Below are 13,827 nucleotides of genomic sequence, written 5' to 3'. Positions count from 1 at the left end.
GCGGCCGGGGCCGCTCCGACGCGCTGCACGAGCGCCTCGAGCGGGCGCGTGCGGCCACCATGGCCGCCGGCCTGGACGCGTTGCTCGTGACGCCCGGGCCGGACCTGCGCTACCTCACCGGCTACGACGCCGTGGCCCTGGAGCGGCTGACCTGCCTGGTGGTCCGCGCCGTCGGCGACCCGGTCGTCGTCGTCCCGCAGCTGGAGGTGGCCGCAGCCCTGGCCTCGCCGATCGGCGAGCTCGGCCTGGGAATGCTCGCGTGGGGGGAGACGGACGACCCCTACGCCCTCACGGCCGCGACGCTGCCCGGCGTCAACCGCGTGGCGGTCGACGACCGGATGTGGGCCGTGAAGGCGCTGGCCTTCCGGCACGCGCTGCCGGACGCCGAGCAGGAGGCAGCAGGCACCGTGCTGCGGGAGCTGCGCATGCGCAAGGACGCCGCCGAGCTCGAGGCGCTGCGCGTCGCTGCTGCGGCCATCGACCGGGTGCACGCGCGGATGGGGGAGTGGCTGCGGGCCGGCCGGACCGAGCGGGAAGTCGCCAAGGACATCGTCGACGCGATCCTGGCCGAGGGGCACGTGCGCGCCGACTTCGCCATCGTGGCGTCCGGCCCGAACGGGGCGTCGCCGCACCACGAGGTGTCCGACCGGGTCATCGCGGCCGGCGACCCGGTCGTGGTGGACATCGGCGGCACGACCGCGCAGGGCTACTGCTCCGACAGCACCCGGACGTACGCCGTGGGCGAGCCGCCCGAGGACTTCCTGGCCTACTACGGCGCGCTGCAGCAGGCCCAGGAGGCCGCCTGCGCTGCGGCCGGGCCGGGCATGCCGTGCGAGGAGGTCGACCGTGCTTCGCGTGAGGTGCTCGAGGAGGCCGGCTGGGGTGACCTGTTCATCCACCGGACCGGGCACGGCATCGGCCTGGAGACGCACGAGGACCCGTACATCGTCGCGGGCAACCGGCAGCTGCTCGAGCCGGGGATGGCGTTCTCGGTCGAGCCGGGGGTCTACGTCGCGGGCCGGCACGGCGCGCGGATCGAGGACATTGTGGTGTGCACCACGGACGGCGCCGAGCGGCTCAACATCCAACCGCGCGATCTGGCGGTCCTGGGCGGGTGAGAGCAGGGCGGCCGGGGCGCAGCGCCGCAGGTCAGAGCGGCGCGGTCGACGCAGCAGGTGGGGAATCGGGGCAAGGCGCTCAGGTCGGGGCAGACACGCAACGACAACTTCCATGTCACCCGGCGTAACTCGGGTGTGTAAGGATCCGAACGCTTCCTGCCCGCAACTGTGAGGACGTGACCGTGAACCGGCCCGCCCCCCGCGCTCGCCTGCGCTCTTTCGTCGTCGCCGTCGTGGCCGCGGCAACTGCCGTCGTTCCCGTCGCCGGCCTGGCGCAAACAGCGTCCGCCGCCCCCGTCAAGCGGAGCAACGCCGCGCTCGCCCAGGAAGTGCTCCAGGACCTGAACGCCACGCGCAGGGCCCACGGCCTCGCCCCGCTGAAGGCTCGCACCGACCTCACCCGCTACGCCGCCAAGCACTCCCAGGCGATGGCCGGGCCGCGCAAGCTCCACCACTCCAGCGGCCTCTCGACGCTCTGCTGCTGGAACCGGATCGGTGAGAACGTCGCCTACGCCGGCTCCGCCGCCCAGGCCTCGCAGACCCTCTTCAAGTCGGCGCCGCACCGGGCGAACATCCTCGACGGCCGCTACGACGAGATCGGCGTCGCCGTCGTCCAGTCCGGCGGGCTCGTCTGGGTCACCGAGGTGTTCCGCGACCGCCGCTGACCCGCGGGCGGCGGCCCCAGCAGGCGTGCCTGCGGCGGCGCAGGGCCGCCGAGGCCCGGCGCCGGGTACCGCAGTCCGGGCAGGCAGGATGCCTGCGTGCCCGCGTACCCGCCACCCCTGCCCGTCGAGCCCGTTCCACGGGCGGTTCTGCTGTTCAACGGGACGGTCCACAGCCCGGCCGACCCCTTCGCCACCGCGATGCTCGTCGTCGACGGGCACGTCGCGTGGGTGGGCCAGGACGCGGCCGGTCGGGCGTCCGCCCCGCAGGGCGCCCACCTCGTCGACCTCGACGGCGCGCTCGTCACGCCCGCGTTCGTCGACGCCCACGTGCACACCACGGGCACCGGCCTCTCGCTGATCGGCCTCGACGTCCGCCCCGCCCGCAGCGCCGCCGAGCTGCTCGAGGCCGTCCGCCGGGAGGCGCGCGAGGGCACCGGCCCGCGCGCCACCGGGCCGCTGCTCGGCTCCGGCTGGGACGAGACGGCCTGGGCCGACCCGGCCCTACCCGGCGCGGACGACCTGGACGCCGCCGCGCAGGGCCGCCCCGTGCTCCTGACCCGGGTGGACGCGCATGCCTCCCTGGCGTCCTCCGCGGCGCTGCGCGAGCTCGCCGCGGCGTACCCGCACCGCGGGCCGTGGGACACGGCCCACCTCACCGGCAGCGCGCACGCGGCCGCCGCCCGCTGGGCCCACGACGCCCTGCCGCCGGCCCATCGCGCCCTCGCCCAGCGCGAGGCGCTCCGTCACGCCGCCTCCCTGGGCATCGGCTCGGTGCACGAGATGGCCGGCCCCGCCTTCAGCAGCCTCGAGGACCTCACCGCGCTGCTCGAGCTCTCCGCGCAGGAGACGTCGCTGCCGGACGTCCTGGGCTACTGGGGGGAGCTCGGCGGCGCGGAGGCGGCCGAGGGCGTAGGCGCCATCGGCGCTGCGGGCGACATCCTCGTCGACGGCACGATCGGGTCGCGGACCGCCGCGCTGCGCGAGGCGTACGCCGACGGCTCCCGGCCCGCGGCGTACCTCACGGCGGCGCAGGTGCGCGATCACGTGGTCGGGTGCACCCGCCACGGGCTGCAGGCCGGGTTCCACGTCATCGGGGACGGCGCGCTCGACGTCGCGCTGGCCGGGCTCGAGGAGGCGGCGCAGGCCCTCGGGGACGCGGCGCTGCGGGGGGCACGCCACCGGCTCGAGCACGTCGAGCTGGCCGACGCGGAGGCGATCGGCCGGCTCGCCCGCCTCGGGGTCACGGCGTCGGTGCAGCCGGCCTTCGACGCCCTGTGGGGCGGCGCTGACGGCATGTACGCCCGCCGGCTGGGGGCCGGCCGCGCGCAGGCGCTGAACCCGTTCGCCGCCATGGCAGCGGCCGGCGTGGTGCTCGCGCTCGGCAGCGACGCGCCCGTCACGCCGCTGGCCCCGTGGGAGGCGGTCCGGGCCGCGTCCCACCACTCGGCCCCGGGCTCGGGCCTGTCGGCGCGGGCGGCCTTCACCGCGCACACCCGGGGCGGCTGGCGGGCGGCGCGCCGCGACGACGCCGGTGTGCTCGCGCCGGGCGCGCCCGCCACCTACGCGGTGTGGGAGGCGGGCGAGCTGCTGGTCCAGGCGCCGGACCTGCGCGTCGCGAACTGGTCGACCGACCCGCGGTCCGGGGTGCCCGGGCTGCCCGACCTCACTCCCGGCGTTCCCGCCCCGCGCTGCCTGCAGACGGTCGTCCGCGGCCGCGCGGTCTACGTCGCGGCCTGACCCCCTGACCCGGCGAGCCGGGCCAGGAGGTCAGCAGGGCCGGTCGGTCAGGGGCTGACCCGCGGCAGCGACGGGGCGACCGGGCCGACCGGGCCCAGCGGGCGCAGGCGGACGGCGGAGCCGGCCGAGGCCCGGGCGAGCTGCGCCTTCGTCATGAGCGGCAGCACCGGGTACGGGCGGGTGTCGCGGGTGTCGATCGGCAGCCAGCCGTCGAGGTAGATCCCCAGCCAGGCCATCGCCACCATGCTCGAGGCGTACTCCTCGCGGCCCGGGTAGTTGTCCTCGCCCGGCTGGAAGGTGCGCCCGTCGGAGTTGCGCGCCTGCAGGGCGAGCTGCCCGTCCAGGTGCATCGAGAGGTAGTCCCAGGCCTCCTCGCGCTCGGCCGGGTCCTGCGTCGTCAAGAGCCGGAACGCGTCCAGGCTGGCGAACTGCGCCCGCCGGATCGTCCCCCAGCGGGAGCCCTGGGGGAAGAAGACCTGGCCGTCCGGGCGGTAGATCGTGCTCGTCGTGACCGTGCCGTCGGCGTCGGCGCGGGTGTAGGCCTCCGTGGTGAAGGCGTCCCACACGAGGTCGGCGTTGACGTAGGCCGCCTCGGGGGCGTCGGCGTCGGCGAGCCTCGCGAAGGCCGCGTTCCACCAGTTCTGCTGGACCGTTGAGATGTAGTCCGGGCTGACCAGGCTCTGGTTGACGACCGTGCCGTTGGGCTCGGCGTTCCAGCCCGCGAGCCGCCGCGAGACCGGCACGCCGTTGACCCGCCGGCTGGACTGCGCGTCCCACTGGGTGGCGAACGAGGAGACCTGGTAGTCGACCGCCTTGCGCTGCCACAGCACGGCGTGCGGGTGGTCCGGCATCATCGCCGCGGCCAGGCCGAGCAGCGCCCCGTTCCAGGAGTTCTCCTCCGCCTTGGTGTCGCCGGGGGAGACCTCGGCGCCGCTGCGGTCCCTCCAGTAGGGGACCGCGACGGTGAGCTGCTGGTCGGCCTCGGCGACGAGCATGGTGGCGGTGTACTCGCGGACCTGGGGCGGCAGCTCGTCCCAGGTGAGCCAGGCCGCCAGGCCGGCGAGCATGGCCCAGTGCGCGGTCTGCCAGCCGTACCCCCAGCCACCCGGGGTGAACGCGGCGTGCTCGCAGGAGATGGAGCGGACGAGCCAGGAGACGTAGTCCTGCGCCCGCTCGGCGGGAGCGCCGACGAGCCCCTCGTCGTAGCCGTTGGTGGACAACCCGACGGCGAGCGTCAGCGCGCGCATCGCGGGGATCCGGACGGCGTACTCGATCTGGTTGGGCTGCCAGGGGGCGAAGAGGTCGGCGTAGGGCTGGCGGACCACGGTCTGGGACATGTAGCCGGCCCCGAGCAGGTAGCGCTCGGAGGTGAGCAGGGCCGCGCGCGCCTTGCCGGCCGCGTCGAGCTCGCCCACGTCCTGGCGCAGCCCGACCGCGGGGACGACCAGGGCCGCGTTGACGTCGTTGCGGCGCAGCACCCGCTTGGCCGCCGCCCACGGGCACGACGAGGCCGTCTCGCCGGCGGGGGTACGCCAGGGCAGCGGCACCATGCCGGCCAGTCGCGGCACGATCTGGGTGCGGGTCGGCTTGGCGCCGAGGAAGTCGTCGCGCAGCTGCCAGGTGCGGCCGCGCACCGTCCCCACGGTGTCGCGGCCGTCGCCGTTCCAGTCCCCGACGACCGGCTCGTCGCCTGCGGAGCCGAACCGCAGCACGACGCCCCCCCGCGGGATGCCCGGGATCGGCGGGGGCGGCGGCGGAACGGGCGTGGCGGACGGGGAGGCGCCCGGCGAGGGCGTGGGGGCAGGGGTGGGCTTCGGCGCCGGCTGCAGCAGGTCGGCCGGCCCGCGCAGGTAGAAGGTGTCCCCGCGGCGCACGCCGACGTCGTCGGCCCCGTCCCCGTCCCAGTCGCCGACCACGGGGACGTCCCCCGGCTGGCCGTAGCGGACGCGGTCGGTGCGGGCCACCGACCCGTCGAGCCGCAGCACCTGGCGGGTGAAGACGCCGTCGCGGAAGACGGCGACGTCGCTGCGGCCGTCGCCGTCCCAGTCGCCCACGACGGGGACGTCGCCGGTGCCTCCGAACAGGACCGTGCGCTGCGGTGCCGGGGCCTTGCCCACGGCGACCGCCCAGAGCGTCCAGGTCCCGTTGAGGTACGTCGCCGGGGTCCAGGCGCCGTCGCCCTCCCAGTCCCCCCAGAGGGCGGTGCCACCCTCGGGCGTCCCGACGCGCACGACGACGTCGTACCCGCTCTGGTCCCGGGTGGTCTTCGCCACCCGCTGGTCCCCGGCGGCGTAGCCCGGGACGCTGCGCTCGGGGGCGACCTCGGGCCCGTCGCCGACGGTGGCCGGCCGGGCGGGCGCCGCGCCGGCGGGGGCGGCGTCCGGCAGCGTGGTGAGCAGGCTGAGGCCGAGCGCCCCGGCGAGGGCCGGCACGAGGAGGCGCGCGTGGCGCGACGGTGCGGACGCGAAGAGCACTGCGGAGGTCCCTAAGGGTCGGGCGGCGGGGTCGGGGACGACGCGTTCGGCGCTACCGCGCCGTCCCGGAAGGGTACGCGGCGTGTCGGGTTCGACACGCCGCCACGACGGTGACGACAGCCTTGCCGGCACATGTCCGGCACGGGCCGTTGACCTGCGTGTTCCCCCATCTGCGCAGGTCAGGCGCGGGTTGACACCCGTTCCAGCATGAGTACCGTTCTGGCCAGTCCAGCGCGAGGACAACCGAGGGAAAGCCCCGCGCACGGCGCGTCGAAGCCCGGGTCAGGGGCGGCGGGACGATCCCCGCCCAGCTCTTGCGCCAGGCCCGGCGTCGGCGACGCGCCCCGTGGAGGCGCGTCACCTCGGGGGACGGGACACGCGTGTCCGGGCAGGCCCAGTAGACAACGGCTCGGGAGCTCGCATCCGGCGGGTCCGAGTCGGTCCGAAGGGCTTGCCCGACCGCGTGTCCCGTCCCGCAGCGCTGGCTGCGCCGGCCCGTCCACGGGCCCGGCGGTTCCCGTACCCTCGGCCTTCGAGCACGTGGCCGTTCCGAGCCGCGGCGGGGACGGACAGCGGAGGCGCGGGGTGGTCGAGGCGCAGGCTCCGGCGGCCGTGACCCCGGCCGGCGGCTGGCTCGCCCGCCTGCTGGCCCCCCTGCTGCCCCTGTCGCCGGCCCGAGCGGTGCCCGGCGCGTCCTCCCCGGCACGCGCCGCGCAGGCCGGCCAGGAGCCGGCCTCCCGCACCACCGCGCGGGTGGTCGCCGCCGCCTCGTCCGGGCTCCTCGTGCTGCTGGCCTTCGCGCCCTACTCCGTGTGGCTCGCGGCCCCGGTCGGGGTCGCCCTGCTGTCGCTGGCGACCCGGGGCGTCCGCCCGCGGCGCGGCGCCGCGCTCGGGCTGCTCGCGGGCACGACGTTCATGGTCCCGCTGCTGCAGTGGAGCGGGGTGTACGTGGGCCCGGTGCCGTGGCTCATCCTGGCCGCGAGCCAGGCCGCCTTCTTCGCCGGGCTCGGCGCCCTGCTGGCCCTGCTCGGCCAGCTCCGCCCGTCGTCGTGGGCCGTGGGCACGGGGGCGGCGTGGGTGCTGCAGGAGGCCCTGCGCGGCCGGCTGCCGTACGGCGGCTTCCCCTGGGGCCGGCTCGGCCTCGCCACCGGTGACGCCGCGTACACCCGCCTGGCGCCGCTGGGCGGGGTCCCGCTGGTCACGTTCGGCGTGGCCCTCGCCGGCGGCTGCCTGGCGGCCGCCCTGCTCGCCGCCGCCCGCCGCCGGGCGGTCGGGGCGGCCATCGCCGCTGCCCTCGCCGCAGCCGTCACCCTCGCCCCGCTGGCGGTCCCGTTCGCCACCCCGTCCGGCCGCTCGGCCGTGGTCGCGGTGGTCCAGGGGGACGTCCCCCGGGAGGGGCTGGACTTCAACGCCCAGCGCCAGGCCGTGCTGCGCAACCACGTGGCCCGTACGCACGAGCTGGCCAACCGCGTGCGCGTCGGTGACGTGCCGGCCCCGGAGATCGTGCTGTGGCCGGAGAACAGCTCCGACATCGACCCGTTCCGCGACCCGTCGGCGTACGCGCTGATCGAGGGCGCCGTGCGTGACGTCGGCGTGCCGGTGCTGGTGGGCGCGGTGCTGCGCGGCCCGGGGGACAGGTCGTCGAACAGCGGCATCCTCTGGGACCCCGAGACCGGGCCGGGGGAGTCGTACGTCAAGCGGCACCCGGTGCCGTTCGCCGAGTACATCCCGATGCGCAGCATCGCCCGCACGGTCTCCTCCGCGGTCGACCGCGTCACCCGCGACTTCGCGGCCGGGGACCGGGTCGGGGTGTTCGACAGCCCGGCGGCGAGCCCGACGCTGCGGCTCGGGGACGTCATCTGCTTCGAGGTCGGCTACGACGGGCTGGTCCGGGACACCGTCGCCGCCGGCGCCCAGGTGCTCGTCGTGCAGACCAACAACGCGACCTTCGGCCGGACGCCGCAGACCGAGCAGCAGCTGCAGATGTCGCGGCTGCGGGCGCAGGAGACCGGGCGCTGGGTGCTCGTCGCCGCGACGAGCGGGGTGAGCGCCGTCGTCGCGCCGGACGGGAGCGTGCGCCAGCGGACCGAGCTCTTCGAGCCCGACGTGCTCGTCCAGCGGATCGCCCTCGCCGAGCCGGAGAGCCGGACGCTGGCCTCCCGGGTGGGCCTGCTGCCCGAGCTGGCCCTCGCGCTGGGGGCGGTGCTCCTGGGCGCGGCCGGAACCAGCCGGGGCCGTCGGCTCGTCCAAGCTGTACGCCGGGGCGGCCCGTCCCGGCCGGGAAGCGCCGCGTGAGCTCGCGACGCCTGCACGAGGGAGTCCTGTGAGCGGGGCGTACGAGCCCACTGCGGCGCCGACGACGTCGACGACATCGGCGCCCGAGCCCATCGGGCGGGTACTGGTCGTCGTCCCGACCTACAACGAGGCCGTGAACGTGGCCCGCACGGTCGGCCGCGTCCGGGCCGCGGTGCCCGACGCCGACGTGCTCGTCGTCGACGACAACAGCCCCGACGGCACGGGCAAGATCGCCGACGGGATGGCCGCCGAGGACTCGTGCGTCCACGTGCTGCACCGCGCGGGCAAGGAGGGGCTCGGTGCGGCATACCTCGCCGGGTTCTCCTGGGCCCTGGAGCGTGACTACGGGTCGGTGGTGGAGCTCGACGCCGACGGCAGCCACCAGCCCGAGCAGCTGCCGCTGCTGCTCGAGCGGCTGGAGACCGCCGATCTCGTGCTGGGCTCGCGCTACGTGCGCGGCGGCAAGGTGGTCAACTGGCCACGCTCGCGGGAGGTGCTCTCGCGCGGCGGGAACATCTACACCCGCCTCGTGCTCGGGATGCCGCTGCAGGACGCCACGGGCGGCTACCGCGCCTTCCGCCGCCGCACGCTGGAGGCGCTCGACCTGCCCACCGTGGACTCGCAGGGCTACTGCTTCCAGGTCGACCTGGCGTGGCGGGCCGTGCGGCGGGGCTTCCGGGTGGCGGAGGTCCCCATCACCTTCGTCGAGCGGGAGCACGGCGAGTCGAAGATGAGCGGGCCGATCGTGCGGGAGGCGTTGCTCCGGGTGACGCTGTGGGGGGCGAAGGACCTGCCGTCCCGAGCGCGGAGGCTGCTGCAGCGGCCGGCCGGCCGCTGACGACGAAGGAGAGCCCGGTGCCCGTCCTCGTGCTGCTCGTCCTCGTCGGCCTGCCGGTCGCGGAGGTCTTCACCCTCGTGCAGGTGGCGCAGGAGGTCGGCGCCGCGCCGGCGCTCCTGCTCCTGCTCGCCACGTCCCTGCTCGGGCTCTGGCTGCTGCGCCGGGAGGGGACGCGGGCGTGGCGGGGGCTGCGCGGCTCGATGGCCGGCGGGCAGCTGCCCGGCGGCGAGCTGGCCGACGCCGCCCTGGTCCTGCTGGGCGCGGCGCTGCTCGCCGTGCCGGGGTTCCTCAGCGACGTCGTGGGCCTGGCCCTGCTCTTCCCGCCCACCAGGGCGCTCGCACGCGGGGCGCTCGTCCTGCTGCTGACCCGTCGGGTGGCGCGGCAGCTGGGGATCTCGCCGACCGCGCTGCGTGCGGCGGCCGCGGCCGGCGGGGGCTGGCCGGAGGGCATGCAGGTGCCGGGCGGCGCGCGGGGCGGCGGCGCGGGGCCGGCGGGCCGCGGTGGTGGCCAGGGGGCGGGCCGCGTCATCCCCGGAGTGGTCGTCGAGCCGGAGGACGGGCGCGACGGGCGCCACGGGCACTGACGGCCGGCACGAGCGGCGTGCTCCCGGGGGCGCCGTGACGGGCAGCCCTGAGGCCGAGCCCGGGCACGACGAAGCCCCGGAGGCCTCGCCTCCGGGGCTTCGGGTGCGTCAGCGGTCGGTCAGGCCGACTTGCGCGTGGACTCACCACGCCGGGCGCGCAGCAGCTCCAGCCGCTCGGCCAGCAGCTCCTCGAGCTCGGCGACCGTGCGCCGCTCCATGAGCATGTCCCAGTGGGTCCGCGGCGGCTTGGTCTTCTTCGCCTCGGGCTTGGAGGCGTCCACCCGGAGCGCCTCCTGGCCACAGACCCGGCACTCCCAGACCAGCGGCACCTCGGCCTCGGTCGAGAACGGGACGGCCGTCCGGTGTCCTGCCGCGCAGTCGTACTCCACGCGCTGTCGGGGGGCAGCGTCCACGCCCGTGTCCGACTCATAGCTCTGCGCGCCGAGACGCGAGCCGCGTAGCGCTCGCTCAGCCATCGGATGCCTCCTCGCTCAACATCGGGGACCGGGACTCTCCCCAGCACCAGGTCCAACGCATCACCGTCGGAGCCGATTCCCTGTTATGTAGAGTGCCCCACGGGACGGCTGTCGACGCGCTGGCGTGACGAACCGCACTGCTGCAACGCGCGCAGCCCCGGTGAGGTTTCAGACCGCCAGACACCCGCTGAGCACCTGACGAGCACCTGACGGGCACCGGGCAGGCCTACCCGAGCGCGGCCCGGCCGAGCATCCGGGCGCCGGCGGGGGAGAGCGCCCGGGCCAGCACGCGCCGCCGCAGCCGGGGCGGAAGGGCGACGAACGTGCGGGTCATGGCGGCCGCCACACCCTGCGGCGTCGCCTCGGCCGCCGCATAGCCCGCCCACGCCCGCTCCGGCAGGGTGAAGAACGCGCTGAAGAAGTCGTCCAGCCCGTCGGCGTCGAGCGCGAGCAGCACGTCGAGACCCAGCCGGAGCAGCGGCCAGGCCCGGCGGCGGGAGGTCGGCCACACGGCCTCGCCGACGACGGAGCGGTCCGCGCCGCCCGTGACGACCGCGCACGCCGCGACCGCGAGCCGGGGGGCGAGCAGGAGGGACGCCGCCACGCTGTAGCCGGTCGCCGGATGGACGAGCCCGGCGGCCGCTCCGAGCGGGACGGCTCCGCCGGACCGCTGCCGGGGAGGCGCCCCGAGCGGGATCGAGACCCGCTCCGCCGGCAGGCCCACCGGCTCCAGCCCGTGGCGCTCCAGGACCTGCTGCAGCACGCCCCGCAGCGCGGGCAGCGACACCGGCGGCCCTGCGGCGAGCGATGTCGCCTCGACCAGCGCGGTCCCGTCCCCCCGGTCCAGCGCGTAGAGGAACCACGGGAAGTCAGCAGCAGTCTGCTTCGGCGTAGCCCAGTCCATGAATAGCGCTTCGCCCTCGCCGACGAGGGGCGCCGCGCCCCGCACGACCTCACCCCACGCCCGCTGCGCCGGCAGCCCGGCGGCCCGTCCCGGGCCGGTCGCGTCGAGCGTGAGGGCCGCGAGCACGCGGCGTCCGGACGCGAGCCGGACGGCCCCGTCGCCCCGGGTGTCGACCACCCGGTCCGGCACGAAGGTCGCGCCATGTGCGGACGCGACGTCCTGCAGCGCCCCACGTGTGGCCGTGTTGTCGAGCACCGCGTAGCGGCGGGCGAGAGCGAGCTGCCCACGCCCGGTGCGCACCAGGGCTCGGTCGAAGGCCGAGCAGATGTCCTCCGCAGCCCCAAGCCCGAGCGCTGCGGCCGCCTGCTGCGCCTCGTCGTGCCAGAGGCAGTACGTCGGCCGCCAGGCGCCGAACGAGGGGGCGACGACAGTGACCCGCAGCCCGGCGCGGGCACAGGCGGCCGCTGCGGCCATCCCCGCGGGGCCGGCCCCCGCGACGAGGACGTCCGGGCGGTCCCACCCCTGCCGTGGGCCCGCGGACGCCGTGCTCACCGGGATCACCGGCGCGAACCTACCGGCCGTCGCCCGCCCGCTGCCGCCCAGGCGGCACATGCCACCGCTGCCGCAGCACACGCCGCCCACGCCGCCGCGGGGCCGGAGAGCGGGCCGTACGGCCCGCCCGCGGCGAGCAGCACCGCGGCGGCCACCCCGAGCGCGGTGCCCAACTGCGCCCCGGTGTTGACCACCCCCGTCGCGCTGCCCGTGAGGGCGTCGTCCACGTCGGTGCCGACGGCGTTCGCCGCGACGGAGGAGGCCCCGAGCCCGAGGCCCGAGACCGCCATTCCCACCACGAGCGGCGCCCACGCGCCACCGGTGACCGCGAGCACGGCGCAGCCCGTCCCGACGAGGAGCAGCCCGACCGCTGCCAGGGCCCGCATCGACAGCCGGCGGGCGAGCGGCCCGCAGGCGGCCGAGCCGGGGATGACGGCGAGGCTGAGCGCCATCAGGCTCAGCCCCGCCTCGACCGGGCTCGCCCCTTCCTCCTCCTGCAGCCACAGCGTGGCCAGGACCGCCGTCGAGCTGGTGGTCGCGGTGTTGACGAAGGAGATGCCGGTGCCGCTGCGCAGGTTGCGCGACGTGAACGCCGCCGGCGGGATCAGCGGGACCGCCGCCGCCCGCTGACGGGCGACGAAGCCTGCGGCCAGCGCCAGCCCCAGCGTGACCAGGGCCGCGCCGCGCAGCCGCCGCTCGGGCGTCTCCGCCAGCGCGGCGCCCGCGACGACGCTCATCACTGCGGCGGTCAGCAGCGCCGCGCCCGGCAGGTCCAGCCGGGTGCTGCGGTCCTCCGGGGGCAGCGAGCGCACCGTGACGAGCACACCGCCCGCGAGCAGGGCACTGATCGGCACGTTCACCCACAGCACCGCTCGCCACCCGAGGGCCTCGGTCAGCACGCCGCCCACGAGGAAGCCCCCGGCGCCGGCGGCGGCCCCCGCCGCGCTCCAGGCCGCGAGCGGGCCGGTCCGGGACCCCTGTGCGGCGGCGAGGAGCAGGCGCAGCGCCGCCGGGACCGAGACGGCGGCGGCCGCGCCCTGCAGGCCGCGGACGGCCACCACCTGGACGACGTCCTGGGCGAGGGCCCCGGCCAGGGACACCCCGCCGTACCCGGTGATGCCGGCCAGCAGCACCCGGCGGTGGCCGACCCTGTCACCGAGACGCGCGCCGAGCACCAGCAGGCCGCCGAACACCATCGCGTACGCCGTGGCGAGGGGCCCGGCGGCCGACGCCGGCGCGTCCAGGCCGCGCAGGACGGCAGGGATGGCCGTGGTCGCGCTCGTGACCCCGAGGACGTCCACGAACTGGACCAGGCAGAGCACGGCGACCGCCCTGTGGCGCACCTGGCCTCCTCGTCGTCGCCCGCACGGCGTGGCAGGCGTCCGGGTCCGGGAACCCTGCGTCCATGACGCTGTATGCCGACGACCCTTCCCACCGCCTGCGCCAGGCACTCGGGGACGGCCTCGTCCTGGCGTGGGCCCTGCTGTGGGCACGCCTCGCCGTCCTGACCCACGAGCAAGTGGTGCGGTTGGGCGCCCCGGGCCGCGGGCTGGAGCAGGCCGGGTCCGAGCTGACGCGCCGGCTCACCGCTGCAGGCGACTCGGCCGACGGCCTGCCCCTGGTCGGGGACCGGCTGCGCGACGCGCTCGCCGGGGCGAGCGGGGCCGGGACGTACCTCACCGACGCCGGCCGCGCCCAGCAGGATGCGGTGGACGGGCTGGCCCTCCTGCTCGCGCTGCTCGTCCTCCTGCTCCCGGTCGCGGTCGTGGTGTCGCGGTGGCTGCGGCGCCGCCTCCGGTGGCTGCGGGAGTCCGCCACCGCGCGCTCCCTGGCCGTCGGGGCCGACGGCCTGGAGGTGCTGGCCGTCCGGGCCCTCGCCCAGCGGCCGCTCGCGGACCTCGCCGCCCTGCCGGCAGGCACGGTGCGTGCCTGGCGGCACGGCGACCCCGCCGCCACCCGGGCCCTGGCCGCGCTGCAGCTGGGCTCGCTCGGGCTCGCGGTGGGGCAGGCACCCGCGCAGGAGCGGGGTCACCGCCCTTGACAGCCGACGGCTGCGCCGGTGACGCGGCCCCGCGCCGCCCGGGCCCGCAAATCTTCCCGACCAGGGCGTATCTGCAGGCGGGGGTCGTCCTTCCTAACCGTCGGCAAGGGCGGCGGGGCGGACCGGGACACCGGCCCCGGCAC

At 76.8% G+C, this 13,827-nt stretch carries 11 protein-coding genes; 7 read left to right on the top strand and 4 right to left on the bottom strand.

All coding sequences use genetic code 11. The features are described from left to right. The first annotated feature begins 59 nt into the window (after positions 1 to 59). The 3 genes from G9H72_RS18870 (at position 60) to G9H72_RS18860 (ending at position 3,520) form a co-directional block, all read left to right on the top strand. Complete coding sequence (locus G9H72_RS18870; protein WP_407939606.1) at positions 60 to 1,118, top strand: M24 family metallopeptidase; 1,059 nt, start codon at positions 60 to 62, stop codon at positions 1,116 to 1,118. Between the two features lie 182 nt (positions 1,119 to 1,300). Then, the gene (locus tag G9H72_RS22010; RefSeq protein ID WP_166174042.1) at positions 1,301 to 1,783 is read left to right on the top strand and encodes a CAP domain-containing protein; all 483 of its coding nucleotides are present in this window, start codon (positions 1,301 to 1,303) and stop codon (positions 1,781 to 1,783) included. Between the two features lie 198 nt (positions 1,784 to 1,981). Further along, on the top strand, positions 1,982 to 3,520 hold the full coding sequence (locus G9H72_RS18860; protein WP_166174101.1) for an amidohydrolase: 1,539 nt from the start codon (positions 1,982 to 1,984) through the stop codon (positions 3,518 to 3,520). A 47-nt stretch (positions 3,521 to 3,567) separates the two neighbouring features. Here the strand turns inward: G9H72_RS18860 and G9H72_RS18855 are convergent, their stop codons facing one another. Beyond that, positions 3,568 to 5,994, bottom strand: coding sequence for a hypothetical protein (locus G9H72_RS18855; RefSeq protein ID WP_166174040.1), 2,427 nt, complete (start codon positions 5,992 to 5,994; stop codon positions 3,568 to 3,570). A gap of 540 nt (positions 5,995 to 6,534) precedes the next feature. Between G9H72_RS18855 and lnt the strand changes: the two genes are divergently transcribed. Genes lnt through G9H72_RS18840 form a run of 3 tightly spaced genes read left to right on the top strand, consistent with a single transcriptional unit; the run spans position 6,535 to position 9,711 of the window. Continuing rightward, a complete protein-coding gene (gene lnt, locus G9H72_RS18850) occupies positions 6,535 to 8,289 on the top strand; it encodes an apolipoprotein N-acyltransferase (protein WP_331272423.1) in 1,755 nt (584 codons plus the stop codon). 28 nt (positions 8,290 to 8,317) lie between these two features. Further along, on the top strand, positions 8,318 to 9,127 hold the full coding sequence (locus G9H72_RS18845) for a polyprenol monophosphomannose synthase (RefSeq protein ID WP_166174036.1): 810 nt from the start codon (positions 8,318 to 8,320) through the stop codon (positions 9,125 to 9,127). Positions 9,128 to 9,144: 17 nt separating this feature from the next. Next, positions 9,145 to 9,711 carry an FxsA family protein gene (locus tag G9H72_RS18840; protein ID WP_166174034.1) on the top strand — a complete coding sequence of 189 codons (567 nt, stop codon included), beginning with the start codon at positions 9,145 to 9,147 and terminating at the stop codon, positions 9,709 to 9,711. 119 nt (positions 9,712 to 9,830) lie between these two features. Here the strand turns inward: G9H72_RS18840 and G9H72_RS18835 are convergent, their stop codons facing one another. The 3 genes from G9H72_RS18835 to G9H72_RS18825 form a co-directional block, all read right to left on the bottom strand. Continuing rightward, a complete protein-coding gene (locus G9H72_RS18835) occupies positions 9,831 to 10,187 on the bottom strand; it encodes an RNA polymerase-binding protein RbpA (RefSeq protein ID WP_166174032.1) in 357 nt (118 codons plus the stop codon). A 226-nt stretch (positions 10,188 to 10,413) separates the two neighbouring features. Further along, positions 10,414 to 11,652, bottom strand: a complete 1,239-nt coding sequence (locus G9H72_RS18830; protein ID WP_166174030.1) for a lycopene cyclase family protein — start codon at positions 11,650 to 11,652, stop codon at positions 10,414 to 10,416. After that, complete coding sequence (locus tag G9H72_RS18825; RefSeq protein WP_166174028.1) at positions 11,649 to 12,986, bottom strand: MFS transporter; 1,338 nt, start codon at positions 12,984 to 12,986, stop codon at positions 11,649 to 11,651. Before G9H72_RS18825 ends, G9H72_RS18830 begins: the two co-directional genes overlap by 4 nt. Positions 12,987 to 13,048: 62 nt before the next feature. Here G9H72_RS18825 and G9H72_RS18820 point away from each other — a divergent pair, with 62 nt between their 5' ends. Further along, the gene (locus G9H72_RS18820; RefSeq protein WP_166174026.1) at positions 13,049 to 13,684 is read left to right on the top strand and encodes a hypothetical protein; all 636 of its coding nucleotides are present in this window, start codon (positions 13,049 to 13,051) and stop codon (positions 13,682 to 13,684) included. Positions 13,685 to 13,827 lie beyond the last annotated feature (143 nt).

Source organism: Motilibacter aurantiacus, from assembly GCF_011250645.1.
GTDB classification, from domain to species: domain Bacteria; phylum Actinomycetota; class Actinomycetes; order Motilibacterales; family Motilibacteraceae; genus Motilibacter_A; species Motilibacter_A aurantiacus.
Note: the sequence above shows the minus strand (reverse complement) of the source record. Positions and strands in the feature narration are given on the sequence as shown.

Bases quoted from the DNA above. Each gene is read 5' to 3' on its own strand.
- G9H72_RS18870 (WP_407939606.1), top strand. From the start codon at position 60: ATGGCCGCCGGCCTGGACGCGTTGCTCGTGACGCCCGGGCCGGACCTG.
- G9H72_RS18860 (WP_166174101.1), top strand. From the start codon at position 1,982: ATGCTCGTCGTCGACGGGCACGTCGCGTGGGTGGGCCAGGACGCGGCC.
- G9H72_RS18835 (WP_166174032.1), bottom strand. From the start codon at position 10,187: ATGGCTGAGCGAGCGCTACGCGGCTCGCGTCTCGGCGCGCAGAGCTAT.
- G9H72_RS18820 (WP_166174026.1), top strand. From the start codon at position 13,049: ATGACGCTGTATGCCGACGACCCTTCCCACCGCCTGCGCCAGGCACTC.